General features: G+C 70.1%; 23 protein-coding genes and 1 pseudogene. 14 read left to right on the top strand and 10 right to left on the bottom strand.

Annotated features, from left to right (window positions below):
• Nucleotides 1-247 (top strand): annotated as a pseudogene (locus MKK88_RS27645) (hypothetical protein); the annotation flags it as partial.
• A 137-nt stretch (nt 248-384) separates the two neighbouring features.
• Here the strand turns inward: MKK88_RS27645 and MKK88_RS27640 are convergent.
• Nucleotides 385-1,641 (bottom strand): lytic murein transglycosylase, encoded by a 1,257-nt coding sequence (locus MKK88_RS27640; RefSeq protein ID WP_409566719.1) that lies wholly within the window; start codon nt 1,639-1,641, stop codon nt 385-387.
• 119 nt (nt 1,642-1,760) lie between these two features.
• Here MKK88_RS27640 and MKK88_RS27635 point away from each other — a divergent pair, with 119 nt between their 5' ends.
• From MKK88_RS27635 to MKK88_RS27625, 3 genes are all read left to right on the top strand, one after another.
• The gene (locus MKK88_RS27635) at nt 1,761-2,255 is read left to right on the top strand and encodes an SRPBCC family protein (RefSeq protein ID WP_244005548.1); all 495 of its coding nucleotides are present in this window, start codon (nt 1,761-1,763) and stop codon (nt 2,253-2,255) included.
• Between the two features lie 153 nt (nt 2,256-2,408).
• On the top strand, nt 2,409-3,821 hold the full coding sequence (pyk, locus tag MKK88_RS27630; protein ID WP_244005545.1) for a pyruvate kinase: 1,413 nt from the start codon (nt 2,409-2,411) through the stop codon (nt 3,819-3,821).
• 89 nt (nt 3,822-3,910) lie between these two features.
• On the top strand, nt 3,911-4,039 hold the full coding sequence (locus MKK88_RS27625; RefSeq protein WP_192706684.1) for a TFIIS helical bundle-like domain containing protein: 129 nt from the start codon (nt 3,911-3,913) through the stop codon (nt 4,037-4,039).
• Nucleotides 4,040-4,088: 49 nt separating this feature from the next.
• On the opposite strand, the gene MKK88_RS27620 is transcribed toward MKK88_RS27625, so the two are convergent.
• Nucleotides 4,089-5,276, bottom strand: coding sequence for a patatin-like phospholipase family protein (locus MKK88_RS27620; protein ID WP_244005543.1), 1,188 nt, complete (start codon nt 5,274-5,276; stop codon nt 4,089-4,091).
• Between the two features lie 500 nt (nt 5,277-5,776).
• Here MKK88_RS27620 and MKK88_RS27615 point away from each other — a divergent pair, with 500 nt between their 5' ends.
• Nucleotides 5,777-6,307 (top strand): GcrA family cell cycle regulator, encoded by a 531-nt coding sequence (locus MKK88_RS27615; RefSeq protein ID WP_244005541.1) that lies wholly within the window; start codon nt 5,777-5,779, stop codon nt 6,305-6,307.
• Nucleotides 6,308-6,319: 12 nt separating this feature from the next.
• Here MKK88_RS27615 and MKK88_RS27610 read toward each other — a convergent pair whose 3' ends face one another.
• On the bottom strand, nt 6,320-7,225 hold the full coding sequence (locus MKK88_RS27610; RefSeq protein ID WP_244005539.1) for a TAXI family TRAP transporter solute-binding subunit: 906 nt from the start codon (nt 7,223-7,225) through the stop codon (nt 6,320-6,322).
• Between the two features lie 338 nt (nt 7,226-7,563).
• On the opposite strand from MKK88_RS27610, the gene cysK reads away from it, so the two are divergent.
• The 5 genes from cysK (at nt 7,564) to MKK88_RS27585 (ending at nt 10,271) form a co-directional block, all read left to right on the top strand.
• A complete protein-coding gene (cysK, locus tag MKK88_RS27605) occupies nt 7,564-8,538 on the top strand; it encodes a cysteine synthase A (RefSeq protein WP_244005537.1) in 975 nt (324 codons plus the stop codon).
• 346 nt (nt 8,539-8,884) lie between these two features.
• Complete coding sequence (locus tag MKK88_RS27600; RefSeq protein WP_244005535.1) at nt 8,885-9,382, top strand: hypothetical protein; 498 nt, start codon at nt 8,885-8,887, stop codon at nt 9,380-9,382.
• Between the two features lie 93 nt (nt 9,383-9,475).
• Nucleotides 9,476-9,802 (top strand): hypothetical protein, encoded by a 327-nt coding sequence (locus MKK88_RS27595; protein WP_244005533.1) that lies wholly within the window; start codon nt 9,476-9,478, stop codon nt 9,800-9,802.
• On the top strand, nt 9,802-10,116 hold the full coding sequence (locus tag MKK88_RS27590) for a hypothetical protein (RefSeq protein WP_244005532.1): 315 nt from the start codon (nt 9,802-9,804) through the stop codon (nt 10,114-10,116). Before MKK88_RS27595 ends, MKK88_RS27590 begins: the two co-directional genes overlap by 1 nt.
• Entirely contained in the window at nt 10,113-10,271 is a 159-nt protein-coding gene (locus MKK88_RS27585; protein ID WP_244005529.1) for a hypothetical protein, read from the top strand. The genes MKK88_RS27590 and MKK88_RS27585 overlap by 4 nt, the downstream gene beginning before the upstream one ends.
• A 12-nt stretch (nt 10,272-10,283) precedes the next feature.
• Here the strand turns inward: MKK88_RS27585 and MKK88_RS27580 are convergent, their stop codons facing one another.
• Together MKK88_RS27580 and typA are read right to left on the bottom strand one after the other, a co-directional pair.
• Nucleotides 10,284-10,535 (bottom strand): RAG2 PHD domain containing protein, encoded by a 252-nt coding sequence (locus MKK88_RS27580; protein ID WP_409566718.1) that lies wholly within the window; start codon nt 10,533-10,535, stop codon nt 10,284-10,286.
• Nucleotides 10,536-10,664: 129 nt separating this feature from the next.
• Complete coding sequence (gene typA, locus MKK88_RS27575; RefSeq protein WP_244005527.1) at nt 10,665-12,488, bottom strand: translational GTPase TypA; 1,824 nt, start codon at nt 12,486-12,488, stop codon at nt 10,665-10,667.
• A gap of 422 nt (nt 12,489-12,910) precedes the next feature.
• On the opposite strand from typA, the gene MKK88_RS27570 reads away from it, so the two are divergent.
• Together MKK88_RS27570 and MKK88_RS27565 are read left to right on the top strand one after the other, a co-directional pair.
• Nucleotides 12,911-15,556, top strand: a complete 2,646-nt coding sequence (locus MKK88_RS27570; protein WP_244005524.1) for an ABC transporter ATP-binding protein/permease — start codon at nt 12,911-12,913, stop codon at nt 15,554-15,556.
• 68 nt (nt 15,557-15,624) lie between these two features.
• The gene (locus MKK88_RS27565; protein ID WP_244005522.1) at nt 15,625-17,070 is read left to right on the top strand and encodes a cytochrome P450; all 1,446 of its coding nucleotides are present in this window, start codon (nt 15,625-15,627) and stop codon (nt 17,068-17,070) included.
• On the opposite strand, the gene MKK88_RS27560 is transcribed toward MKK88_RS27565, so the two are convergent.
• The 5 genes from MKK88_RS27560 to minC (MKK88_RS27540) form a co-directional block, all read right to left on the bottom strand.
• On the bottom strand, nt 17,051-17,935 hold the full coding sequence (locus MKK88_RS27560; protein WP_244005521.1) for an alpha/beta fold hydrolase: 885 nt from the start codon (nt 17,933-17,935) through the stop codon (nt 17,051-17,053). The genes MKK88_RS27565 and MKK88_RS27560 overlap by 20 nt on opposite strands.
• Nucleotides 17,936-18,090: 155 nt before the next feature.
• Entirely contained in the window at nt 18,091-18,429 is a 339-nt protein-coding gene (minE, locus tag MKK88_RS27555; protein WP_244005519.1) for a cell division topological specificity factor MinE, read from the bottom strand.
• Nucleotides 18,426-19,241: a septum site-determining protein MinD gene (minD, locus tag MKK88_RS27550; protein ID WP_244005517.1), complete on the bottom strand. Its 816-nt coding sequence runs from the start codon at nt 19,239-19,241 to the stop codon at nt 18,426-18,428. Before minD ends, minE begins: the two co-directional genes overlap by 4 nt.
• A gap of 28 nt (nt 19,242-19,269) precedes the next feature.
• Nucleotides 19,270-19,998: a septum site-determining protein MinC gene (minC, locus tag MKK88_RS27545; RefSeq protein WP_244005515.1), complete on the bottom strand. Its 729-nt coding sequence runs from the start codon at nt 19,996-19,998 to the stop codon at nt 19,270-19,272.
• Between the two features lie 203 nt (nt 19,999-20,201).
• A complete protein-coding gene (gene minC, locus MKK88_RS27540; RefSeq protein ID WP_244005513.1) occupies nt 20,202-20,948 on the bottom strand; it encodes a septum site-determining protein MinC in 747 nt (248 codons plus the stop codon).
• 115 nt (nt 20,949-21,063) lie between these two features.
• Between minC (MKK88_RS27540) and addA the strand changes: the two genes are divergently transcribed.
• Both addA and trxA read left to right on the top strand, forming a co-directional pair.
• Nucleotides 21,064-24,549 carry a double-strand break repair helicase AddA gene (addA, locus tag MKK88_RS27535; protein ID WP_244005510.1) on the top strand — a complete coding sequence of 1,162 codons (3,486 nt, stop codon included), beginning with the start codon at nt 21,064-21,066 and terminating at the stop codon, nt 24,547-24,549.
• 187 nt (nt 24,550-24,736) lie between these two features.
• Nucleotides 24,737-25,060: a thioredoxin gene (gene trxA / locus MKK88_RS27530; protein WP_091714914.1), complete on the top strand. Its 324-nt coding sequence runs from the start codon at nt 24,737-24,739 to the stop codon at nt 25,058-25,060.
• Nucleotides 25,061-25,148 lie beyond the last annotated feature (88 nt).

Raw genomic sequence — 25,148 nt, 5'->3', positions numbered from 1 at the left:
GCGCGACAATGTCGTGATCGCCCTGGCCCTGCTGCTGGGCATCACGGCGGTCGACCTGATCGACGCTCAGGCCAGCACGGCCCGGCACAGCCGTGCGGTGGGTCGGAAGCGCTCCTATCGGGATCGCAGCGGCTTCCCGCGGGGCGTCCAGGCGTCCCGCGGTGCGGCCCGGGACTTCAAGACGCCGCCCGACCTACGGCATGCCCCGCCGCTCGCGTCGGTGTCGAAGCGGACATCCACCGCCTGATCCCGGCCTTTCCGGGTCAGGGCCCTGTTTCCTGGGCGGCCGTCCGCATCGCACATGCGGAGGTCCGAGCCGCCCAGGCCAGCACCGAACTGGCTCGAAACCTTCTCTGCGGACGCTGAAGCGGACTGGATTTTGGTTCAAGGCGTTCCCCGAATCCGCTCCAGCAGTGCCGCGTCGGCATAACCGTCGGCTGGCAGCCCGACAGAGCCCTGGAAAGCGCGCAGAGCCGACCGGGTCTTCGGGCCGATCTTCCCGTCGACCCCCCCGGTGGCAAAACCGCGTTCCATCAGGCGGGTCTGCAGATCCCGGCGCTCGTCGCTTGTAAGCACCCGATCGCCCCGGGGCCAATCGCGGACAAGGCCCGGATCGCCGCGCAGGCGGTCCGACAGCAGCGCCACGGTCAGCGCGTAGGCGAGCGCCGTGTTGTAGCGCAGGATCACCGCGAAGTTCGGCCTCAGCAGGAAGGCCGGGCCGCGAAGGCCGGCGGGAAGGATCAGCGTCGCTTCCCCGGCCTCGTCCGGGAAGGCTGAAGGACGGGCGGGCCGCACGCCGAGCGCCCGCCACGCCGTGAGGCTGCGGGGCGTGGTCTCATCGGCCAGAGCGGCGTCGAAGGTCCCGGGCAGCAGCGCCTCGGAGCCCCAGCCCTCGTCGGGTTTCCATCCGTTGGCGCGGAGGTATTGCGCGGTTGAGGCCAGCGCATCCGGCACCGAGGTCCAGATGTCGCGCCGTCCGTCGCCGTCGAAATCGACCGCATCGCGCTGGTAGACGCTCGGCATGAACTGGGTGTGGCCCATCGCGCCCGCCCAGGAGCCGGTCAGGCCGCCGGGCATCCGGTCGAGGGGCGCTTGGTTCCAGGCCAGGATCTGAAGCGCGGCCGCGAGTTCATTGCGCCAGTAGGGCGCCCGGGCGGGATCGCCGCAGGCCAGCGTCGCCAGGGAGCGCACCACGGGCTTCACCACGGCGGGGTTGTCGAGCACCGCGCCGAAGCTCGACTCCACACCCCAGAACGCGGCCAGGATGTGGCGGTCGACCCCGTAGCGGGCCTCGACGGCCGCGAAGGTCTCGGCCTGCTCGGCGAGCTTGCGCTGACCGGCCTCGATCCGCGCCGGGTTGATGCTGGCCTCGATATAATCCCAGAGCGGCCTGACGAACTCGCCCTGGCTCGTGGCGGCGGCCAACACGTCGGGATCGGGCGTCAGGTTGGCGAGTTGGGCGTCGGCGAGGTCCTGCGGCACGGCCTGGGTGATGGCGAAGTTGATCAGGTCAGTGCGGCAAGACTCAAAGGACGGTGTGGGCGGGGTCGGATCGGGCGCCGCGATGGCGAGCGTTGGCGCCATGGCGCAGGTCAGCACGACGCTTCGGAATCCAGCGCCGGGGCGTATCGGGCGGCTCATCGGCGGTCTCGGCTCGCGGTCTGTTCGGGTCCCATCATACCCGGCCGGTCGGCGCGGGTTCCAGGGGTGGACCAAGCCGTGAATCGATCCGCCTTCCGGGGGTCCAAAGGAGACCGATGATGAAGACGCTGATTCGCGCGACGCTCGGTGCTGTTCTCCTCGCCTCCGCTCCGGCCCATGCCCTGGAGGTCACCCGAAGCCGCGACATCCCGGCCCCCGCCGCAGCGGTCTGGGCCCTGGTGGGCGATTTCTGCGCCATTCAGTTCTGGCATCCGCAGGTGGAGCGCTGCATCCTGTCGGCCGATGACGACGATGACGGCATCCGCGCGCAGATCCGCGGTCTCGTGGTGAAGGGCGGCCTCGGCACGATCGTCGAGGTTGAGACGGTCCGCGACGAGGCGGGCATGAGTTACGGCTACAGCTTCATCCAGGGGCCCCTGCCGGTGCGCAGCTACAACGCGACCCTGGCGGTCCGGCCGAACGGTCGCGGGTCCACGGTGATCTGGAGCGCGGCCTTCGATGCCGAGGGGATGAGCGATGCCGAGGCCGTCGCCGATATCGCCGGCGTGTTCGAGGCGGGGCTTGCCGGGATCGCCCGCGAGGCGTCCAGATAGCGGCCGACCGAATCGGGCAACCGCGCGAACACGCCCCCGACCGGCGGCGTTCCCCCTCGCCATGGTGCCTGTCGGCACCGATCCGAGCGGCATCGGGGGCGGCCGATCGCCCGGCTCGATTGCCAGAGGCAGCCTCAGGAGGCCGAGACCCGCATGCGCCGTCACCGCCACGCCAAGATCGTCGCCACCGTGGGTCCCGCCAGTTCGGCGCCCGATCGGCTGAAGGCCCTGTTCCTCGCCGGAGTCGATACCTTCCGGTTGAACTTCAGCCATGGCGTGCAGGAGGATCACGCCCGGGTCCACGCCGCGATCCGTGCCCTCGAGCAGGAGGTCGGCCGACCGATCGGCATCCTGCAGGATCTGCAGGGCCCCAAGATCCGGATCGGCACGCTGCAGGGCGGCCGCCTCGACCTTGAAGCCGGCGAGAGGGTGCGCTTCGTCCTGGAGGGGGCGGACGGCGACAAGCACTCGATCCCGCTGCACCACCCGGAGATCTTCGACGCCGTGGTGCCTGGGCAGGAACTGCTGATCGACGACGGACGGGTGCGGGTGCGGGTCATCGGACCGGAGCGCGCCGCCATCACGGCCGAGGTGGTGACCGGCGGCCCGATCTCGAACCGCAAGGGTGTCAACCTGCCGGGTACGCTGCTCGACCTGTCGCCGCTCACCGAGAAGGATCGGGCCGACCTCGCCTTCGGGCTCGACCTCGGTGTCGATTGGGTCGCCCTGTCCTTCGTGCAGAAGCCCTCGGACGTCATCGAGGCGCGGGGGATCATCGGCGACCGGGCCGGGATCATGTCGAAGATCGAGAAGCCGCAGGCGCTGGAGCGGATCGACGACATTGTCCGGCTCTCCGACGCCGTGATGGTGGCGCGCGGCGACCTCGGCGTGGAGATCCCGCACGAGGATGTGCCGGGCCGTCAGAAGGAGCTGATCCGCGCCTGCCGGCTCGCTGTGAAGCCCGTGGTGGTGGCGACTCAGATGCTCGACTCGATGGTCAACGCCCCGGCGCCAACCCGGGCCGAGGCCTCGGATGTCGCCACCGCCATCTATGACGGTGCCGACGCCGTGATGCTCTCGGCGGAATCGGCCACCGGACGCTACCCGGTGGAGGCAGTGGCGATGATGGACCGGATCATCCGCAGCGTGGAGGGGCACAAGCTCTACCACTCCATCGTGGCGGCCTCGGAGCCCGGCGAGGAGGAGACGCCGCCCCACGCGGTGGCGACCGCGACCGCCGACCTCGCCGAGGCGATCCATGCCGCCGCGATCGTGGCCTACACGTCGAGCGGGACGACCGCGGCCCGGGTGGCGCGGAAGCGACCCGTCGCCGCGATCCTGGCGCTGACGCCGAACCTCGCGACCTCGCGCCGGTTGAGCCTGCTATGGGGCGCCCACAGCGTCCTGACGGACGATGTCGACTCCTACGAGGAGATGACCGCCAAGGCCTGCCAGCATGCCAAGGCGGAGGGCTTCGCCCAGCCGAACGACATCATCGTGGTGGCGGCCGGCATCCCGTTCCACACGGCGGGCAACACCAACAACATCCGGCTCATGCAGGTCTGAAGTCGAGCCGGGCGGGTGGAACGCGCCGCGCGGCTCGCCCGTTGAATCGAAAGCTGCGCCGTTTTGGCGCGATACTGGAGGGCCATCCCATGAACCTGATCGGACGCCTCGTCACCAAGCTCCTCGGCAACGAGAACCGCCCCATCGACCGCGACGACCGGAACGCCAGCACGGCGACGCCGATCGGTCGCCTCGTCACCAAGATCCTGGGCAAGTAAGCCAAGACGCCGCGCGCCGACCGGCGCGCGGCGCAGGACCGAGCCCGGCTCAGTTCGCGAGCGCGCTCGCCGTCTCCTTGACCGTGGGCGCGGCCGGAACCGTGTGCTGCCAGAAGGTCCCGGTCCGGCCCTTCGCCAGACCCTCCTTGTAGAGGGCACGCATGTAAGCGGTGTCGAACCCCTTCGAGGCCGGCACCTTCGGCCCCCCCTCGTCGATATAGGTCAGGTTGAAGCCGATCCCGTTGCCGCGTGCCAGCGCGTAGGTCGCCGTCAGCGTGGCCCGCGAGCGCGCACGGCTCGCTGTCGTGAACGAGCGCTCCACGATCGAGAGCGTGTTGTCCTTCGTCACCTCGAAGTCGGGTTCCAGACGGCCGTTGATCACGACGTAGATCTCAGCCTTCCCGCCCGTGCGGATCCGCCCGTCGCGCAGGAGCAGGGTCTGCGGCAGGGTGAAGACCGGCGTCACGACTGACCCGTCGACATGCATCTCCTGGAAGCGCGCGTCGCCGGCCGAGACGTCGATGAATTGCGGCGGGAACACCGCCGGGATGCTGGCGGAGGCGGCCAGCACGTCGCGGAATAGGTCCCGGGCGTTGGGCACGCCACTCGCCGCGATGGCGCCCATGTTCCAGATCACCGCCCGCTGAGAATCGAGGTTCGTGGTCACCACGAGCAGGCGCCGGCCCTTGGCGTGCTCCTCGGCCACCGCCCGGATCAGGTCCGGCGTGACGTACCGGCCGATCAGGTTGCGCAGGCGTCCGTCGCCGAACAGCCCCGAACCGAACAGCACGTTGGCAAGGTTGGGCGAGGCCACCAATTCACCGGCGACGCCGCTCGTGTAGAACTCGGTCAGGTAGGCGTCGTAGCTGGAGCCCAGGAACGCGAAAGGCGCGATCAGCGCGCCGGTCGAGACACCGGAGACCAGGGTGAATTCGGGCCGCTGACCCGATTGGGTCCAGCCATTGAGTACGCCGGCCCCGTAGGCGCCGTCGCCGCCGCCACCCGAGAGCGCCAGATAGGAGAACCCCTTGGTCCGGCGCTGCGGATTCGCGGCCAGTTCCGCGATCGTCGCCACCGACGCATCCGCGTAGACGCGGGCGCCGGGGATGCCGGGAACGCTCGCGAACGAGGCCTGCTCGGCACTGTAGGGCGTGCGCGGAAGGCTGCCGCAGGCCGCGACCTGACCCGCCAGCCCGAGCGCGGCCAGCGCCCGCAAGCCTGTCAGACGGAAACCCATCCTCGTCACCCTGATCCTTGAAGCTTGGCCACCCTGCCACAGGAAACGAGCTTGGCCGTGACGTGCGTTCCATCTTTGCCGCCCGGCAGGCACGATAACGCCCCGCTGTTGCGCCGGAGTCACGATCCCATGGGATCGCGGCGCGAGCGCGGCGGGGTTACGCCCGCGCCGATTCTGCACCCGGTTCGACGGGCGGTGAACAGCGACGATGCGGGACCGGTCCGCGACCCAGTGCGCCCAGCGCGAACGCATCGATCGGTAATTCCGCCATTGCCGGTGGACAGTGATCGAGGGGAACGGGCAGGCGCCCTTGCAACGCTCGTCAGCACCGCGCTAGGGTTCCCGGCGGCCCGAGGGACAGGGTGTCGCACCACGGTGCGGCCAGCCTGGCCTGGGTGCGCGGTCCGCTCGGTCGCATGACCCGCCGATTGGGGGTCGGCAGACCCGGGGGTGCGCGCCGGGGCACGGCGCAGCGCGGGCCGCAGGGGGCGGAGGGGATTATGGAAGCGGCTGTAGGCTGGACGGATGATCGCGTGGCGCTCCTGCGCCGGCTGTGGGAAGACGGGCAGAGCGCGAGCAAGATCGCGGCACAACTCGGCGGCGTCACCCGCAACGCGGTGATCGGCAAGGTCCATCGCCTCGGTCTGGCGGGCCGGGCCCGGGGCGGCGAGGAAGCGCCAAGCACCGCGACGCCGTCGGCGAAGGTCATCGAGATCCAGACGGCGATCGCGGTGGTGGAGACGCAGGCTCCGGAGCCGGTGGCGATCGTGTCGCATCGGCCGGCGCCCGACTTCCCGGCATCCGCCCCGACGCCAGCGCCGACACCGCTGCCGGTTTCCCAGCGCGTCACCATCATGGACCTCCGGGAATCCATGTGCCGCTGGCCGCTCGGCGATCCGACCACACCGGAATTCCGGTTCTGCGGCGCCCGCTCAATCACCGGCCTGCCCTATTGCACCCATCACGCCGAGATCGCCTATCAACCGGCGACCGAACGGAAGCGGGATCGCCGCGTCGCCTCGTTCCGCTGATCCCAGGCGACGTTACGGCTGGATGAGCCCGCCTGCGCGCAGAGCGCGCGCGGTGGCGGCATTGATGCGATCCATTGGGACGAGCCCGATCAGGTTCTTCGGGTTCGTCGGAGCAGTACCATTCCGGCCGAGCGCGCGGACGATCCGGTCAGCCGTCTCCCCGTCGAAGCCCGGGCGCGCCAGAACGAAGCTCCAGGAGCCCACCGTCTCGATCGGCGCCGACTGCCCCGGAAAGCTGCCAGCCGGCACGGTCAGACGCTTCATCGCGCCGCCGGGCTGTGCCAGTTGGGCGATCCCGGCCTCGGAGGGTCCGAAGAAGCGCGCGCCTCCTGGTGCCCGGGCCATGGCGATGAAGCCCGGCCAGTCGAGCCCGCCGCCCCAGAGTGCGTCGGCTTGACCGTCGCGCACCAGGGTCGGCCCGTCCCCTGCCCGATCGAGCAGAACCGGGCGGATATCGCGCGCGGGGTCGAGCCCCGAGGCCCTCAATACAGCGCGGGCCATGACGGTGAGCCCCGACTGGTGGGTGCCCAGAACGACGCTACGCCCGCGCAGATCCGCGACCGACCGGATCGCGCTCTCCATCGGAACGACGAACAGGCCGGGCGTCGGATACATCGGCGCCAGCACGGTCACGCCCTCGGCCGACGCGAAGGCCGGGTAGGCGTATTCCCCTTGCACGAGTCCGAGATCGACGCGGCCGGCCTGCAGGAGCCTCAGATTCTCAACCGAGCCGGCGCTGGCGCGGAGTTCGATGACGAGTGCCGGATCGGCCTGCCGGATCGTGCCCGCGAAGGCCGCCCCGAAGGCTGGAAAGCCGCCGCCGGGCGTTGCCGTGGCCAAAACAGCCCGGACCGGCTCCTCGGATCGCACCGACCGAGGCGCGAGGAGGCCAAGCGCCCCCAGGAGCATCCCCGACATCGCCCTTCGGCGGTTCGCTGTCCGGGCTTCCGGGGTCGGCACATGAGGCGACATCAGCATGCTCCTGCGGCGGGCGCGCCGGATCGGCGCCGAACGGGAGAATAAGTTTCTGTCGGTTGTTTCGCGGCCAGCAAAACCGTTCCACGCCGCGGCCAAGAGCTCCGCCAAAGCGGAAAGAACTTTTGATATGGGCACTTAGCCCGATTGCTCCCCGGGCGGCAACGCGATATCGCAGCCCTCCGTCCGCCGCCAATCCCGGCTTCCCGGCCCCCGGGGGGCTTGGTCCCGTCCGACCGGACCCACATCTCATCGATCCCAACACGAGCAGGAGCTCCGCGATGGCCGATTCCCTCAACGCGCCGGCGAAGGTCGGCCATGGCCGTGTCTACAGCTCGATCACCGAGACGATCGGCAACACCCCCCTGGTCCGCCTGAACCGCCTGCCGAAGGAGCACGGCGTCGATGCCGAGATCCTGCTGAAGCTGGAATTCTTCAACCCGATCGCCAGCGTCAAGGACCGCATCGGCGTCAACATGATCGACGCGCTCGAGGCCTCCGGCAAGCTTCAGCCCGGCGGCACGCTGGTGGAGCCTACCTCCGGCAACACCGGCATCGCCCTGGCCTTCACGGCGGCGGCCCGGGGCTACCGCCTGATCCTGGTCATGCCGGAGACGATGTCGCTGGAGCGGCGCAAGATGCTGGCCTTCCTGGGCGCGGAACTCGCGCTGACCCCTGGCGCCCAGGGCATGAAGGGCGCGATCGCGAAGGCTGAAGAGCTCCTGAAGGAGATCCCCGGCTCGGTGATGCCACAGCAATTCTCGAACCCGGCCAACCCCGAGATCCACCGGAAGACCACCGCCGAGGAGATCTGGAGCGACACCGGCGGCCAGCTCGACGCGTTCGTGGCGGGCGTCGGCACCGGTGGTACCGTGACCGGCGTCGGTGAGGTGCTGAAGCCGCGCCTGCCGAACCTGAAGGTCTTCGCCGTCGAGCCGGAGGATTCACCGGTGATCTCGGGCGGCCAGCCCGGCCCGCACAAGATCCAGGGTATCGGTGCGGGCTTCATCCCCGACAACCTGCACACCGATATCCTCGACGGCGTGCTGAAGGTATCCAACCAGACCGCCTTCGAGACCGCCCGGGCGCTCGCCCGTCTGGAGGGTATCCCCGGCGGCATCTCGACCGGCGGCAATGTCGCCGCCGCGCTGGAACTGGCCAAGCGCCCGGAGTTCCAGGGCAAGCGCATCGTCACGATCGCCTGCTCCTTCGCCGAGCGTTACATCTCGTCGGCGCTGTTCGAGGGCATCGGCTGACCGGAACGCCGGCCCGTCCCGGGCGGGAACGGGCCCCGCGTCGGATCGACCGACGCGGGGCGCGCCGCTGACGGATGTAACCGGTGGTGTTCTCACGGAAGAGCCTCACACCGCCGGACCCGCCGATGTGACGCCAATCGAATTTTAAGCTTTCGATACTCTGGCGATGATGTTCGAAGATTTCCCTGGCGGACCGCAAAGGTTGTAAGTCGGCATTAGGATAATCTATCTCCAAGGTTCAAGCTTGGACCGGCATCGATCCGGTCATTGAACGCTGCTCCGTCGGCCTGGATCTTCCTCCATCATTCCGTTACCGCCGATCGTGCGATCGATCGGGATTCTTCTCATGCGCTGTGTTGTCGTGATCCTGTGCTGCTTCTGGTCACAGGCGGCGTTTGCCCTGGGTTTCACGGTTCATGATCTGACGCCGCTGACCGAGGAAGCCCGCGCAGCCCTCGGCAAGGACGCCACAGCGCAGGCGCAGCCGTTCCAGCTCATGCTCACCTGCCCGGCCTGCGACGGCGCCCCCACCGTCGCGCTGCAACTCGGACGCCTCACGGACGGCACCGAGGGCCGTATCCGATCCGGCAAGACCACCATGGCGGCGCTGGAGACGATGTGCCTCCAGAGAAATCCGGATTGCCGACTCACGACCCTGCCGGCCGGCCCGGCGGTCGCATGGATCACCTCCTACGCGTTCGGGACGGGTGCGGGCGCGACCGCCATCGTCCTGCGCGACGGCGACCTCCTCACGATCGATGCCCGCTCGATCGACCGCGGCGCGGCGGAGGATACGGTGCTGCGCGTTGCGCAGAAGCTCCTGCCACGGATCGTCGGGCGCTGACATTCGAACGAGGCCGACCGCGCTCGATCGCCCCAAGGGCGCAACCCTCCACCGCCGCCTCCGTTGTCCTGGGAAGACACGGAAAGGCGAGCCATGACCGGGCAGACAGAACGACCGTCGCTGAAGGATTTCGACGCCAACGCGGACCGCAACGGTCAGGATCTGGGTCAGGATTCGCCGCTGGACATCGGCTTGCCGGCGCGCACGCAGGCGGATCTGAAGCGCGATCCGGCGGGCGACGCCGAAGCTGCGCGGATCGCCTCCGGTACCCCAGGCTCCGACGCCACGGACGCCACCGAGGCCGAGACGCCGCGTGAGAATCTCGAGAAGCTGAAGGGCACGGCCAGCGGCGGTTCGGACCTGAGCGAGGCGATCGACCGGGCCACGGCGGCCGTCGGCCAGGACGACGGGAAGCGCTGATGGCCCGGCCGACCAGCGAGTCCGGGACCGTTACCCGCAAACCCGACGACGCGGTCGGGTCGCGCGGCGAGCCGCCCGCCGGGGGCGGCCACCAGACGGCCGATCAGGCGGCCATCACCGATATCGGCGGGGGCGGCAAGCCTCAGACGGAGCCGAAGGAAGGCTGGGGCGCTACCGGTGAGCCCGGTCGCGCGCCGCCGGCCGTCGGCGGCTCGTCGGGGGGACATTCGGACCAGAAGGCGTCCCGGGGCCCCGCGGCCGACGAAACGGTGGCGGACGGTCACTACCGGACAGAACGGGAGAACCGGGAATGAGCGAAGCCGAGGCGCAGGATTCGAAGCCCGAGACGCCGAAGAACGTCGCTCCCGATGCCGTGAAGGACCCGAACGAGAAGACCGAGGGCCATCCCGGCGCCGGGCCGGCCGGTGGCGGCAAGCAGAACGACGAGACCGACCCCGGCAGCAGTTAGCGCCTTTCGCGCTCAGGCGAGCCGAAATGGGAGCGGACCGGCGGCGAGCTTGACGTCGTCCGGCCGGCAACCGGTCTCGACGCAGGCGTAACGGATGGCATCCTGGCGCGAGCGGAAGATGCCTCCGGCTCGCCCGCCGGCCTCGACGGCCACCCAGTGTCCTTCGCCATCCTGGCCGACGAGGTAGGAGAGTGGCGTCCCGGCGCTCGGCTGGGACGACAGGGATGCATTCAACGCGACGGTCATGGTCGACTGGGGGTTCACGCGGACCTCTCGGGTGCCGCCACGCCAAGCTAAGAGGCTTGGCATAAGGGTTCGATGGACCCGAGAGCGATCCGGAATAAGAGCTGCATCAGCAACCGGGCCTGAGCGCCCGGTTGCCTGGCGTTCAGCTCAGGCCGCGTTTTCCTTGGAACGTTCGGCGCGCTTGCGGTCATTCGGGTCGAGAACCGCTTTACGCAGACGGATCGACTTCGGCGTCACCTCGACCAGCTCGTCATCCTGAATCCAGGCGAGCGAGCGCTCCAGGGTCATCCGGATCGGCGGGGTGAGCCGCACGGCCTCGTCCTTGGAGGTGGTGCGGATGTTGGTGAGCTTCTTGCCCTTGAGCACGTTCACCTCGAGATCGTTCTCGCGGTTGTGCTCGCCGACGATCATGCCCTGATAGACCTTCCAGCCCGGCTCGATCATCATCGGGCCGCGGTCCTCCAGGTTCCACATGGCGTAGGCCACGGCCTCGCCCTGGTCGTTGGAGATCAGCACGCCGTTGCGCCGGCCCGGCATCTCGCCCTTGTGGGGCTCGTAGGCCTTGAACAGCCGGTTCATGATCGCGGTGCCGCGGGTGTCGGTCAGCAGCTCGCCCTGGTAGCCGATCAGGCCGCGGGTCGGCGCGTGGAACACGAGGCGCAGGCGATTGCCGCCGGACGGCCGCATCTCCAGCATCTCGGCCTTCCGCTCGGACATCTTCTGCACGACGACGCCGGAATGCTCCTCGTCGACGTCGACGACGACCTCCTCGATCGGCTCCAGCAGACCGCCGTTCTCGTCGCGCTCGTACACGACCCGGGGCCGCGACACGGCGATCTCAAAGCCCTCGCGGCGCATGGTCTCGATGAGGATCGAGAGCTGCAGCTCGCCGCGGCCCGAGACGTAGAAGCTGTCCTTGTCGGCCGCCTCCTCGATCTTGAGCGTGACGTTGCCCTCGGCCTCCTTGAACAGGCGGTCGCGGATCATGCGGCTCGTGACTTTGTCGCCCTCGGTGCCGGCGAGGGGGCTGTCGTTGACGATGAACGACATCGTCACGGTCGGCGGGTCGATCGGCTGCGCCTGGATCGGGGTCTCGACCTGCGGGTCGCAGAAGGTGTCGGCGACGGTGCCCTTGATCAGGCCTGCAATCGAGACGATGTCGCCCGCCTCGCCCACGTCGATCGGCGCGCGCTCCAGGCCCCGGAAGGCGAGGATCTTCGACACGCGGCCGGTCTCGACCACCTTGCCGGTGCGGTCGAGCACCTTGATCGACTGGTTGGGCTTCACCGAACCCGACGCGATCCGGCCGGTGATGATGCGGCCCAGGAACGGGTTGGCCTCCAGCAGGGTACCGAGCATCCGGAACGGCCCCTCCTCGGTCCGGGCCGGCGGCACGTGCTTGAGCACGAGTTCGAACAGCGGCTCCAGGCCTACCGACGGATCGGCCTCGGGGGTATCGGCCATCCAGCCGTTGCGGCCCGAACCGTAGAGGATCGGGAAGTCGAGCTGCTCGTCGGTGGCGTCCAGCGCCGCGAACAGGTCGAACACCTCGTTCACGACCTCGTTGATCCGCGCGTCCGGGCGGTCGACCTTGTTGATCGCCACGATCGGGCGCAGGCCGATCTTGAGCGCCTTGCCGACCACGAACTTCGTCTGCGGCATCGGCCCTTCGGCCGCGTCGACCAGCACGATCACGCCATCGACCATCGACAGGATACGCTCGACCTCGCCGCCGAAATCGGCGTGGCCGGGGGTGTCGACGATGTTGACGCGGGTATCCTTCCAGAGAACCGAGGTCGCCTTGGCCAGGATCGTGATGCCACGTTCCTTCTCGAGGTCGTTCGAGTCCATCGCCCGCTCCTCGACCCGCTGGTTCTCGCGGAAGGTGCCGGATTGGGCCAGCAGCTTGTCGACGAGAGTCGTCTTGCCGTGGTCGACGTGGGCGATGATGGCGATGTTGCGCAGATTCATGGCGGCCCGAAACGGGTTGTGCCGGCTCCCTGGCGGCCGCGCGGCGCGGCCGTCCGCGCCGGTTCAGGTACGGAGTCGATGTGGTTGCGTCGCAATATAAGGACGCGCGCTCTTGGGCAAGGCCACCCGTGGTTCAGCAATGGCATCCGGCGGGAATTCTGGGGCTTCCTGCCCGCTGGGCACCACCGTTTTGTCCCCTGGCGGGACGCGCAGACCAGCCCTGCAACCAGTCCCAGGAGGCGGCCCGCGTCCTATATGACACTCCGATGACGCCGCGAGGCGATCGAGTCCGCGCAGGGCGGCCCCTCGGGTGCATTGGATGAAACGAGACCCATCGGCTACCGTACCGTCTGCAAGTCCACGGTTGGACCCGGCGAACTGGTATGACCTCCGCCTCGACGGCTGCCCCACGGAACGAGCCGATGCGCGCGCTTGAGCCGCGGCTGTTCGCGTATATCTGGCGCTATTCGAAGGCCGACCAGTTCCGGATCTGCGCCGTCGTCCTGGCCTCGCTGCCGTTCTACTTCGCCTCGCTCGATCTGCCGAAGCGCATCGTCAACGACGCGATTACCGGCAAGGCCTTCACGCACGGTGAGGCGACCGCCCCGTTCCTTGAGATCACCGTGTCATGGCCCCAGCTGTTCGGCGGCGGGACCACCCGGCTGTTCGAGGGGTTCCAGCTCGACCGCTTCGAGCTGCTGCTCGGCCTCTCCACCCTGTTCCTCAGCCTCGTGCTGATCAACGGCGCCTTCAAGTTCTGGATCAACCTGCAGAAGGGCATCCTCGGCGAGCGGATGCTGCGACGCCTGCGCTTCCAGCTGTTCTGCCTGATGCTGCGCTTCTCGCCGGAGACGCAGCGGGAGGTGAAATCCTCCGAGACCGCGACGATCATCCGCGACGAGGTCGAGCCGATCGGCTCCTTCATCGGCGACGCGATCGTTGTGCCGGTCTTCCTCGGCACGCAGGCCGCCACGGCGCTCGCCTTCATCCTGATGCAGAACCTGTGGCTCGGCCTCGCGGCCGGGGGCATGGTGGGCGTCCAGATGATCGTGATCCCGCGGCTGCGGCGCGAGATCATCCGCTTGAGCCGCCGCCGCCAGATTTCCTCGCGCGCCCTCGCAGGGCGTGTCGCGGAGGTGCTGGACGGTCTGCCGGCGGTGCGCATCAACGATACCGGCCGGTGGGAGCGGGCCGAGATCGGCGGCCGGCTCTACGGCCTCTACGATCTGCGGCTGCGGATCTACCGACGCAAATTCGCGGTCAAATACCTCAACAACCTGCTGGCCCAGGTGACGCCGTTCCTGTTTTACGCGATCGGCGGCTACTTCGCCCTGAAGGGCGAGCTCGATATCGGCCAGCTGGTGGCCGTGCTCGCGGCCTACCGCGATCTGCCACCGCCCCTCAAGGAGCTGATCGACTGGGATCAGCAGCGCCTCGACGTCGAGGTGAAGTACGAGACCGTGGCGGCGCATTTCGGGCCGCAACGCCTGCAGCCCGATGAGCCCGAGCTGGGGGACACGCCGCCGCCGCTCGGCAGCCCCCTCCGGACCGAGGGTCTGACGGTGCGCGACCCACAGGGCGGCGGGCCGATCGAGGTCGGCGACGTCGAGGTGCAGCTGCCGACGCGGCTCGCGCTCGTTCCCCCCGGCCCGGTCGCCCAGGAATTCGCCCGCGTCCTCGCGGGCCTGCAGACCGCGCAGGGGGGCACGATCCGGATCGGCAAGCACGATCTGTCCACGGTGCCACGGCCCGTTCACGCCTATCGGATCGCCTTCGCGGGCGTCGAGCCGGTCCTGTTCCCGGGAACGCTGCGCGACAACGTGCTCTACGGCCTGCGGATTCGGCCATTGCGGAAAGGCAGCCTGGATCTCAGCAAGACGCGGATCAACGAGGCAGTGAAGACCGGCAACCCGTGCGACAGCGTCGACGACCCCTGGATCGACTACCAGCGCCTCGGCATCCGCGACGGCACGGACCTCAATAACCACCTCCTCGATATGCTGAGCCGGCTCGATCTCGGCGACGACCTCTATCGGTTCGGCCTGGGCGCCCTCAGCTCGATCTCCCACGAGACGCCGGCGGGCCAGCGCATGATCGCGGCCCGGGAGCACCTGCGCCAGCACTTCGTCGAGAAGGGCCTCGCCGATCTCGTCATTCCGTTCGCCCGGGGCCGCTACAACGATCAGGCGACCGTCGGGGAGAACCTGCTGTTCGGGGTCCCGCGCGACCCGACGCTCACGGATCCACAGCGCTTGGCCGCGACCCCGCTGTTCCGCGAGGCGCTGGAAGAGGCACACCTGCTCGACGACCTCGACCGCATGGGCGTGGCCATCGCCAGCAACCTCAAGGATATCTTCGCCGACGTTCCGCCCGGCCATCCCCTGTTCCGGCGCTTCTCGCTGATCACCCCGGATGCCCTGCCGGAATACCTGCGCCGGCTCACGCGCGTCCCTGAGAGCGGGCGCCTCGGTGAGGCGGACAGCGTCGCCTTCCTGGCTCTGACCCTGGCCTACGTCGAGCCGCGGATGCGCTTTGGCCTGCTCAATGAGGTGCTGAAGCAGCGCATCGTCGGGGCGCGCACCATCGTCCAGCGCCACATGCACGGCGACCATGGCTGCGACGTCGAGTCCTACGATCCGAACCGGATCAACCCACGCAGCACCGTGCTCGACAACCTGCTGTTCGGCCGCATCGACACCGCGCGGATGCACGGCGAGGCGATCATCCAGCGCGAGGCGCGAGCGGTATTCCGGCAGTTCGACCTGGAGCGCCCGATCCAGCTGCGCGGGCTGGAGAAGGAAGTCGGCAACCGCGGCCAGCTCCTGACCGAGCGTGTCCAGGTGCGGATCGGCCTCGCCCGGGCCATCCTGCGCCAGCCGGAGATTCTCGTGGTCGATCGGGTGGACGAGTTCCTGGAGCACGGCGTCGACACGCTGCTCCAGGTCGCGGAATCGACCCTGACCCGGGCGAGCCTCGTGGCCAGCCTGTCGGCGGAGGCCGATCCTGCCCGGTTCCCAGCGCGTCTGCCATTGCGCAAGCCGGAGGCGCGGCTGCGCGCCGCCGAATGACGCCAGCATGACCGTCGCGCGGGCTTGCGGTTTACAGCCCGACCCGTCTCCGGCACAGGATGGCGCCCATGCCCGTTCTCCTGGACGCGACCGTGACACAGGCCGGCACCACCCCGAGCCTCGCCGGGCTGCCGCGCGTGGTGCCCCCGCACCGCGTGCCGCCGGAGCGGGAGCTGCCGATCTGGGCCTATCTCCGCTCGATCCGCGACAACAGCCTGTCGGGCTTTCCGCGGCGGGCCTTCGAGGAGCCGGTCACCTGCCGGGGCCTGCTCGGCCGGTCGAGCTTCATCCTTAACGACCCGGAGGCGATCCGCCGGGTCCTGGTCGAGAATCAGGCGAATTACGCCCGCACCACCGGGACGATCCGGATCCTGCGCCCCATCCTCGGCGACGGGCTCCTGATCAGCGAAGGCGCGGCGTGGCGGCACCAGCGGCGGACGCTCGCCCCGGCCTTCACGCCGCGGGCGATCGACGGCCTCGTACCGCACATCGCGACCGCCATCGGGGAGGGGCTGGATCACATCGCCGCCGAGGCCGACGCCGGCTCGATCGACCTGTTCACGTCTTACTACCGGCTCGCCCTGGAGGTGGCCGGGCGCGCCATGTTCTCGGTGGGCATGGACGAGCACGGGGCGGAGCTGCGCCGCTTCATCGCCGCCTACGGTGAGCGGATGGGCCGCCCCCACCTGCTCGACATCGTGACGCCGCCGGGCTGGCCTGTGCCGCTCGACTGGGCGCGAATGCGCTTTCGCCGGCGCTGGATCCCGTTCCTCGACCGGATCATCGCAGCACGCCAAGCCTCCGGTCGAAGCCATGCTGGGTCGGGCGACCTGCTGGACCTGCTCGCGGCCGCGCGCAATCCCGATACAGGGGCTGCCTTTACACCGGCGGAGCTGCGCGATCAGGTCGCCACGATGATCCTCGCGGGCCACGAGACCACGGCGGGCACGCTGTTCTGGGCCTCCTATCTGCTGGCCCTCGCACCGGACCTGCAGGAGCGCGTCGCCGCGGAGGCCCGGAGTGTCGATCTCACCGAGCCGACCGGCTGCCAGAGCGACGGGCGCCTCCCCCTCACCCGCGCGGTGATCGACGAGACGTTGCGCCTGTACCCAGCCGCCTTCGTGGTGGTGCGCCGGGCGCTCGGCCCCGACACGGTGGCAGGTCATGCGGTCAAGAAGAGCGACATCGTGATGGTGAGTCCGTGGGTGCTCCACCGCCACCGGACGCTCTGGTCGGACCCGGACGCGTTCGATCCCGGCCGCTTCCTGCCGGGGGCGCCCCCGCCGCCGCGCTTCGCCTATCTGCCCTTCGGCGCCGGCCCGCGGGTCTGCATCGGCGCGCAGTTCGCGCTCAGCGAGGCGGTGCTGGCGCTGGCTCAGGTGCTGATCCGGTTCCGGCTCGTGCTGGACGACGCGGAGCCGGTCCTGCCCCAGGCGGTGGTCACCACCCAGCCGGACCGGCCCGCCCGCTTCCGGCTGATCCCGCGCGATCCGGTCAGCCCGCGATCCCCGTGATCGTCGCGGAGGCCGAGCGCGGATCGCGCATCGGCCAGCGCCCGGTCTCGACCTGGGCGAGGAACGCGTCGAGCAGCGCGTTGTAGGCGTCGGGCTCCTCCACCGAGAGCGCATGACCCGTGTTGGGCAGGATCGCGAGGCCGGCCGCGGGGATCACCTGCTTCAGCATCAGACTCGGGGCGAGACAGGGCCAGTCCTCGTCGCCGGTGACGATCAGGGTGGGCACGGTGATCCGCCCCAGCGCGTCCGTGAGGTCGTAGAGCGAGGGGCGTTCCTTCTGGACACCGAGCTGCGTGTTGGCCGAGCCGACAGCGGAATGCTCGGCCAGCATCCGTCTGAACTCGGCATGCCCCCTCGGATCCTTGGTGGCGAACTGAACCCGGGTCGGCCCGTAGGCGTAACGCTCTGCGAAGGCCGCCATGCCGTCGCGACGCAACAGCTCGGCGGTCGCCGTGGCTTCGGCGCGGAACGTGGGCTGCCGGTCCGGTTCGGCGCCGTAGCCGCATCCACCGAGGCACAGCGACAGGGCGCGGTCTTGGTGGCGCAGGCCGAAATGCAGCGTCGCGAAGGCGCCCATCGAGATTCCAGCGACGTGGGCGCGCGGCGCGCCGATCTGATCGAGGATCGCCAGGATGTCGTCGGCGGCGCGGGCCTGCGTATAGGCCGAGACGGCCTCGGGCACGTCCGAGGGCGGATAGCCCCGGGCGTTGAAGGCGATCGCGCGATAGCGGCGGCTGAAATGGCGCAGCTGCGCCTCGTAGCTGCGGTGATCCCCCGCGAATTCGTGGACGAAGATCAGCGGCGTTCCGGATCCGCTCTCCTCGTAGTGGAGGCGAACGCCGTCATCGGTGGTGGCGCTCGGCATGGCTGCTCCGTCAAAGCTCCCCCCGCGTGGCTGGAGCTAGGGCGGCGGCACCTGCGGTCGAGGGCCGGACGGTCGGCCGACAAGACGACGCCGCACCCGGCGGACCGGGCGCGGCGCATCGGATCGCGTGCCGGCGGGACAGACCCCGCTGCGGCTCAAGCGGCCTTCTTGGAAGACCCCGGCCGGCCGCCCTTATTGGCGGCGACCTCGGCGAGCTTGGCCGCGAGCTTCGCGTCGAGCTTGGCGGCGGCACCGAGCGGAAGCTCGATGTCGAGGCCGAGCGTCGAGACCGCCTCGCCGCGCTCCAGGGTGACCTTCACCTTGTCGGGTTCGACCGCGACATGGTTGGCGATCACCGCCAGGATCTCCTCGCGGAGCTGGAGCACGAGGTCGGGACGACCCGACTCGGCGCGCTCGTGGGCGAGGATCAGCTGCAGGCGGTCGCGGGCGACCGTGCCGGAATTGCGCTTCTGGAAGATCCCGAGGATGCTCATGCCGCCCTCCGCATGAACAGCTTGTCGAGGAACGACTTACGCTCGACCGGCAGGCTCATCGGCACCTCCTCGCCCTTCAGCCGGCGCGCCGCATCGGCATAGGCCCGCGCCGGGGCGCAGAGGGGGTTGTTGAGGGTCACCGGGCAGCCGAGGTTCGAGGCGCGCAGCACCTCCTGGCTCTCCGGGATGATCGCGAGCAGCGGGATCGACAGGATGTCAAGCACGTCCTCGGTCTTGAGCATATCGCCGCGGTCGGCCCGGGACGGGTCGTAGCGGGTGAGGATCAGGTGCTTCTCCATCTCCTCGCCCTTCTCCGCCTTGGCGGTCTTGGAATCGAGGAGGCCGATGATCCGGTCGGAGTCGCGCACCGAGGAGACCTCGGGGTTGGTGACGACCACCGCCACGTCGGCGTGGTGCATGGCGAGCTGGGCGCCGCGCTCGATGCCGGCGGGGGAATCGCAGATCACCCAGTCGAACTTGTCGCGCAGCTCTTCCATCACCCGGGCGACGCCCGCATCGGTGAGCGCGTCCTTGTCGCGGGTCTGCGAGGCCGGCAGCAGGTGCAGGGTGTCGACCCGCTTGTCCTTGATCAGCGCCTGCGGCAGCTTGGCGTCGCCGTTGACCACGTTGATCAGGTCGTAGACCACCCGGCGCTCGGCGCCCATGATCAGGTCGAGGTTGCGCAGGCCGACGTCGAAATCGACGACGCACACGCTCTGACCACCCTGGGCCAGGGCCGCTCCGAGGGCTGCGGTCGTCGTCGTCTTGCCGACGCCGCCCTTGCCCGATGTGACGACGAGAACCTTTGCCACGCGTCGATCTCCCTTGATCCAGAGCTGATTAATCGAGACTTGCCATGCGGATGTTGCCGCCATCGAGCCAGACCTGGGCGGCCTTGCCGCGCAGGGCCGTGCCCATGTCCTCCGCCGTCCGCACGAGGCGGTCGATCCCCAGCAACTCGGGCTCGAATTTGCGGCAGTAGATTCGTGCGCGCGGGTTGCGCGCAGCTCCGGCGATCGCGCGACCGCGCAGGGCGCCGTAGACGTGGATCGAGCCGCCGGCCAGGATTTCGGCCCCCGAGGAGACCGAGCCCATCACGGTGACGTCCCCGGTCGGGTTGATCACGCTCTGGCCGGAGCGGACCGAGCCCTCGACGGTGATCGAGGTGACCACCTGCGGCTCCGGCTCGGCCGGGACGCTCGGGATCTCGACCTTGTCGGACGGGTGTCCCTTGACGAGGAGCGGCGGCAGGCCTTCGCCCACGAGGTCGGTGCCCTCGATCCCCAGGACCGCGATGCCGCGGGCCTTGAGTTCACGCATGAGCGTCTCGAGGGCGTCCGGCTCGGGCTTGAGCTGGGCGCAGTCCAGGATGACGGCCCGGCCTTTCAGCAGGGCCGGCGAGCGCTTGAGCGCCGCGTCGAGACCCGCGAGCCACTGCGGAAGCGGCGGCTCGGGGGAGAGGGCCAGGGCCTTGAAGGCCCGCCCGCGCAGGCTGAGCGGCCGGGGCGCGGAAGGAGACGCCGCCTGGGCGGTCTCCGGGTCGATCGGCTCGGGGTGGGTCTCGCTCATGTCCGCCCGTTAAGAGTCCTTACCGGACCATTGACGGCGGGTATGGTTACCGAAGGGTTAAGGTTGTGATCCCATCGGCAAATTCTGCCGGGATCCTGGTATCGGTGCGGCGGAGGACGTTTGGAGGACGTGATCGAAGCGTCCTGGCCTGTAGGAAAGCCGCGCGGAGCAGGACGGGCGAAATAGTCGGCGATTAACGACCGTCAGCCCCGCTCGAACAGGTTCAGCTTGATCGCATCCTCCAGCAGCCGGACCTCCACGGCCTGCCCGCGGAAGGCCGGGTCGAGGTCGTCGGCGGCGCGGTAGAGGCCGTCGATCGCCACCAGCTCCGGCTCGAACTTGCGGCACCAGATCCGGGCGGCGGGATTGCCCGCGGCGCCGGCGATCGCCCGGCCGCGCAGGGCTCCGTAGACGTGGATCGAGCCCCCCGCGATCACCTCGGCCCCCGACGCGACGGCGCCCAGCACGGTCACGTCGCCCTCAAGATGCAGCACGGTCTGGCCCGAACGCACCGGCGTATCGAGGATCAGCGAACGCGGCATCTCCTTCGCGGCCGGTTCCGGCGCCGCGCCCTCGTCAGGCGTGGCCACCTCCCCGGCGGCGCGGCCGCCCGACAGGACCGGCGGCATCCCGGGGCCCAGCAGGGCCGGCGGCGCACCCTCTATCCCGAGAATGGCGATGTGGCGCGCGGCGAGGTCGGCCAGCAGCCCGTCGAGGTCCTCCCGCGTCAGACGCAGGCCCGCAAGGTCGAGGATCACCGGGCGCCCCGCGAAGAAGTTCGGCGCGCGGCGGTTCAGGGCGTCGAGGTCGCCGAGCCAGTCGGCCACGGGGGGGATCGGCGCCAGCACGGTCGCCATGAAGGAACGGCCGCGGAAGCGGATCGGCGGGCGCGCCGGCTCGGATGTCGGCTGGGTCACGGGCGTCTTCGATGTCGCTGGATCGTCCCGCATCCATGCTTTGCCGGCGCGCCTGGGGCAATCCCGCAGCGGCCCGTGTGACGCCTTGGCGGGTCCCTCGGCGCGTTTCTGTTGTAGAGAGAGGTCGCAGCCGATCCGGACGGGACCGTTGAGCAGCATCCAAGTCCAAAAACCCTTCGTCGTCGACGATCTGACCCGCGCCAATCAGCGCCGGGCGGCCGATCCGCGGGCCTCGGCCTGGGTCTCGGCCAATGCCGGGGCCGGCAAGACCAAGGTGCTGACCGACCGGGTGGTGCGCCTCCTGCTGGACGGATCGCCGCCCGGGCGGATCCTCTGCCTCACCTTCACCAAGGCGGCCGCGGCCAACATGGCGATCCGCGTGTTCCGACTGCTCGGACGCTGGGTGACCCTCGACGACGAGACGCTCGCGGCCGAACTGGCCGAGCTCACCGGCGAGCGCGCCGGGCCGGAGCGCCTGCGCATGGCCCGCCGGCTGTTCGCCCGGGCGGTCGAGACGCCAGGCGGCCTCAAGATCGAGACCCTGCACGCCCTGTGCGAGCGGCTGCTGCACATGTTCCCCTTTGAGGCGAACGTGCCGGCGCGCTTCGTGGTGCTCGACGATACGAAGGCCCGCGAGATCTTCGAGATCGAGATGGCCAACGTCCTGGCCGATGCGGTCTCGAACGGCGACACGCCGCTCAGCGCCGCCCTGGCCCGGGTCGCCCCGGAGGCCACCGGCGACGCCCTGCGCGCGGCGATCCGGTCCGCTCTGCGGGCCCGGAGCTTCATCGGCGACGCGGCCGGCCTGAAGGCCGCATTCGGGCGCCTGCACGGGGCGCTCGGGCTCGCTGCCGAGGAGACGGCGGAGCGGATCGAGGCCATGATCTTCGACGGGGCCCCCGGATGCCGGCCGGAGGACAGGGCGGGCCTCGTCGCGGTCCTCCGCACCGGCAAGGCCAACGACGAGAAACTCGCCGACGCCCTCGCCGAGGCGGAAGCCGAGCGGGCGCGCTCCGAAGGGCTGCCGGACCGGGCCGAGGCGCTCGCCCTCTACCGGTCGGTCTTCTTCACCCAGAAGGACGAGCCCAAGGCCGATGGTAGCCTCGGCACCAAGGCGGTGCCGGCCGCCGCCAAGGAAGCGCTGATCGCCGAGCGCGACCGGCTGGACCCGCTGTTCGACCGCCTGCGCGCGGCCCGGGCCCATGCCCGCACCCAGGCCCTGTTCCAGCTCGCCGCCGAGATCCACCGCCGCGTGGAGGCTCAGAAGGCGCGCCTCGGCGCCCTCGATTTCGACGACCTGATCCACAAGGCCCTCGACCTGCTCGGCCGGGTCGGCGCCGGCTGGGTCCTGTACAAGCTCGACCGGGGCATCGACCATGTCCTGGTCGACGAGGCGCAGGATACCAACCCGGAGCAATGGGCGATCCTGCGGGCGATCACGCAGGAATTCGCCGCCGGCGAGGGCGCCCGCACCGGCAGCCGCACCCGCTTCGCGGTGGGCGATCCCAAGCAGTCGATCTACGGCTTCCAGGGCGCCGAACCGCGGGAATTCGCCCTGACCCGCGCGGCCTGGATCGCGGAATCGCGCTCGGCCGGGCTGACCTTCGAGGATGTGCCGCTCACCCTCTCGTTCCGCTCGACCAGCCTCGTCCTGCGGGCGGTCGACGCCGTGTTCGCCCTCGATGCGCACAACGAAGGGCTGTCCTTCGAGGATACGGTGCGCCAGACGGTCCATGCCAGCGCGCGGCCCGGTGCCCCCGGGGCCGTGGAGCTGTGGCCGATCGCCGAGCCCGAGCCCGCGGCCGAGCCCGATGCCTGGACCGCCCCGGTCGATGCCCCCGAGACCAGCGCCCCCGCGATCATCACGGCCCGCCGGGTCGCGCAGGCGGTGCGGACCTGGATCACCCGGGGCGACGCGACCGGCCGGATCTGGCGTCCCGGCGACGTGCTGATCCTCGTCCGCAAGCGCGGGCCGGCCTTCGAGGAGGTGATCCGCGCCCTGAAGGGCCTCGGGGTGCCGGTGGCCGGCCAGGACCGGCTGGAGGTCTCGGCCCATATCGCGGTCGCCGATCTCGTTGCCGCCGGCCGGGCCGGACTGCTGCCGGCCGACGACCTGACTCTCGCCACCGCGCTCAAGACGCCGCTCGTCGGCCTGACGGACGACGATCTGGTGCGGATCGCCGCCCGCCGCGATCTCTCCGAGACGCTGGAGGACGCCCTCCACCGCCATGCCGCCTCAGGTGATGCCGCGGCGATCCGAGGGCTTGCGGCGCTGACGGACTGGATCGCGCTGGCGGGCCTGCACGGCCCGTTCGGCTTCTATGCGCGGCTCCTCGGGCCGCTCGGCGGCCGGGCCAAGCTGGTGGCCCGGCTCGGCGGCGAGGCGGGTGATGCCATCGACGTGTTCCTGGCCGCAGCCGCCCAGGCGGAGACCGGTGAGGACGCCCCCTCGCTCGGCGGCTTCCTGGCCCGCTATGTCGGCGCCGAAGCCGGGCACACGGTCAAGCGCGACCTCGAATCCGGGCGCGACGAGGTGCGCGTCATGACGGTGCACGGGGCCAAGGGCCTGGAGGCGCCGGTCGTGGTCCTGCTCGACGGCTGCGAGCCCCTGGGCCGGAACGACCCGCCCCTGCTGCCCTTGCCGGTGGACGGCCCCGCGCTGCCGCCGGTCTGGTCCGGCGGACGGACGCAGGATTGCGCCGCCACCGAAGCGGCTCGGGCCGCCCTGCTCGCCCGGTCGCGGCAGGAGCACAACCGCCTGCTCTACGTGGCCATGACCCGGGCGGCCGACCGGCTCATCGTGGCGCCGTTCCGCGGGCATGAGCGCGAGACCGAAGCCGCGTGGTGCCGGATGGTCCAGGCCGGCCTTGAGGCGGCTCTCGGCGCCGGCCAGACCGTCGCGTTGTCGTATGGCTCGGTGACCGTCTGGCAGGATGGGGCCGAGGCCCCCCGCGTGCGCGAGGCGCCCTCCGCCGCCACGGCGCCGCTCCCGGAACCCGGCTGGCTCCGCAGCCCCGTGCCCCCGGAGCCCGAGGTTCAGTCCCTCAACCCGTCCGGAGCGCTCGCGGCCGCGGACGGCACCCGGGTGCCGCCGCCGCGCCTCGCGGATGCGCAGGCGAGACGCCGCGGCATCCTGATCCACGCCCTGCTGCAGCACCTGCCCCGCGTCGAGCGTCAGCGGCGGGAAGCGGCCGGTTTGGCCTTTGTCCGGTCGCGGGCGCCCGGTCTGCCCCGCCCCGCCCATGTCGCGATCGTGCGATCGGTCCTGCGGATCATCGATGATCCGGATCTCGCTCCCCTGTTCGCCCCCGACGCCCGTGCCGAGGTGAGCCTGTCGGGGCGCGTGCGCACCGCCCTCGGCGAGCGCGTGGTCCAGGGGCGCGTCGACCGCCTCTGCGTCACCTGCGACACGGTTAGGATCGCCGACTTCAAGACCGGTCGGCCGCCGGATCCAGACGCCCCCCTGCCCCCAGCGGAGGCCGGCCAGATCGCCCTCTACGCCCGGCTCCTCGGCCAGATCTATCCGGGTCATACCATCCGACCGATGCTGGTCTGGACATCGGGGCCGGTAATCCGCGCGCTGGATGCGGTGGACATCGCGGAAGCTCTGGAGCGTGCCGGGATCGCGGCGTGAGGCTGATCCGGCATCGAGCCCGGTATGCGACAGCGCACACGCATGAGGCATGTCCCCATGACGGATCATGCCGGCGCGTCCGGACTTCTTGACCACGCCCCGGCCCGTCGCCAATTCTGATCGAACCGCGCGGGCCCCTGCCCGTCCGACGCCGCTCTTCAGGCGGCGACTTCCGAAAGGTGACGTTATGGCGACGGTGAAGGTAACCGACGCGAGCTTCGAGCAGGACGTTCTTCAGTCCGCCGAGCCCGTTGTGGTGGATTTCTGGGCGGAGTGGTGCGGCCCCTGCCGCCAGATCGGCCCGGCCCTGGAGGAGATCGCCACCGATCTGCAGGGCAAGGTGAAGATCGCCAAGGTCAACGTCGACGAGAACCCGCAGATCGCCGCGCAGTACGGCATCCGCTCGATCCCGACGCTGCTGCTGTTCAAGAACGGTGAGCGCGTGGACCAGAAGGTCGGCGCCGCCCCGAAGGGCGACCTGTCCCGCTGGATCGGCGCCCAGACCGCCTGAGCCGCAAGCTCTGATGCCAAAAGGGAAAGCCCGGCCGCGATGCCCGGCTTTCTCGGTTTCGAGGCCCTGTTGTGTGGCCCCGGGCTTA

Source organism: Methylobacterium sp. E-005, assembly GCF_022829725.1.
In the GTDB taxonomy this organism is placed as follows: domain Bacteria; phylum Pseudomonadota; class Alphaproteobacteria; order Rhizobiales; family Beijerinckiaceae; genus Methylobacterium.
This window is presented reverse-complemented; position numbering and strand designations above follow the sequence as displayed.

What these genes read in the sequence shown, in the direction of transcription:
- MKK88_RS27615 (WP_244005541.1), top strand. Translation starts at nt 5,777, where the DNA reads ATGGAAGCGGCTGTAGGCTGGACGGATGATCGCGTGGCGCTCCTGCGC.
- MKK88_RS27590 (WP_244005532.1), top strand. Translation starts at nt 9,802, where the DNA reads ATGGCCCGGCCGACCAGCGAGTCCGGGACCGTTACCCGCAAACCCGAC.
- pyk (WP_244005545.1), top strand. Translation starts at nt 2,409, where the DNA reads ATGCGCCGTCACCGCCACGCCAAGATCGTCGCCACCGTGGGTCCCGCC.
- MKK88_RS27595 (WP_244005533.1), top strand. Translation starts at nt 9,476, where the DNA reads ATGACCGGGCAGACAGAACGACCGTCGCTGAAGGATTTCGACGCCAAC.
- trxA (WP_091714914.1), top strand. Translation starts at nt 24,737, where the DNA reads ATGGCGACGGTGAAGGTAACCGACGCGAGCTTCGAGCAGGACGTTCTT.
- MKK88_RS27620 (WP_244005543.1), bottom strand. Translation starts at nt 5,276, where the DNA reads ATGGGTTTCCGTCTGACAGGCTTGCGGGCGCTGGCCGCGCTCGGGCTG.
- typA (WP_244005527.1), bottom strand. Translation starts at nt 12,488, where the DNA reads ATGAATCTGCGCAACATCGCCATCATCGCCCACGTCGACCACGGCAAG.
- minE (WP_244005519.1), bottom strand. Translation starts at nt 18,429, where the DNA reads ATGAGCATCCTCGGGATCTTCCAGAAGCGCAATTCCGGCACGGTCGCC.
- MKK88_RS27585 (WP_244005529.1), top strand. Translation starts at nt 10,113, where the DNA reads ATGAGCGAAGCCGAGGCGCAGGATTCGAAGCCCGAGACGCCGAAGAAC.
- MKK88_RS27560 (WP_244005521.1), bottom strand. Translation starts at nt 17,935, where the DNA reads ATGCCGAGCGCCACCACCGATGACGGCGTTCGCCTCCACTACGAGGAG.
- MKK88_RS27570 (WP_244005524.1), top strand. Translation starts at nt 12,911, where the DNA reads ATGCGCGCGCTTGAGCCGCGGCTGTTCGCGTATATCTGGCGCTATTCG.
- MKK88_RS27600 (WP_244005535.1), top strand. Translation starts at nt 8,885, where the DNA reads ATGCGCTGTGTTGTCGTGATCCTGTGCTGCTTCTGGTCACAGGCGGCG.
- MKK88_RS27640 (WP_409566719.1), bottom strand. Translation starts at nt 1,641, where the DNA reads ATGAGCCGCCCGATACGCCCCGGCGCTGGATTCCGAAGCGTCGTGCTG.
- minC (WP_244005515.1), bottom strand. Translation starts at nt 19,998, where the DNA reads ATGAGCGAGACCCACCCCGAGCCGATCGACCCGGAGACCGCCCAGGCG.
- MKK88_RS27610 (WP_244005539.1), bottom strand. Translation starts at nt 7,225, where the DNA reads ATGTCGGGGATGCTCCTGGGGGCGCTTGGCCTCCTCGCGCCTCGGTCG.
- MKK88_RS27635 (WP_244005548.1), top strand. Translation starts at nt 1,761, where the DNA reads ATGAAGACGCTGATTCGCGCGACGCTCGGTGCTGTTCTCCTCGCCTCC.
- MKK88_RS27565 (WP_244005522.1), top strand. Translation starts at nt 15,625, where the DNA reads ATGCCCGTTCTCCTGGACGCGACCGTGACACAGGCCGGCACCACCCCG.
- cysK (WP_244005537.1), top strand. Translation starts at nt 7,564, where the DNA reads ATGGCCGATTCCCTCAACGCGCCGGCGAAGGTCGGCCATGGCCGTGTC.
- MKK88_RS27625 (WP_192706684.1), top strand. Translation starts at nt 3,911, where the DNA reads ATGAACCTGATCGGACGCCTCGTCACCAAGCTCCTCGGCAACGAGAAC.
- minC (WP_244005513.1), bottom strand. Translation starts at nt 20,948, where the DNA reads ATGCGGGACGATCCAGCGACATCGAAGACGCCCGTGACCCAGCCGACA.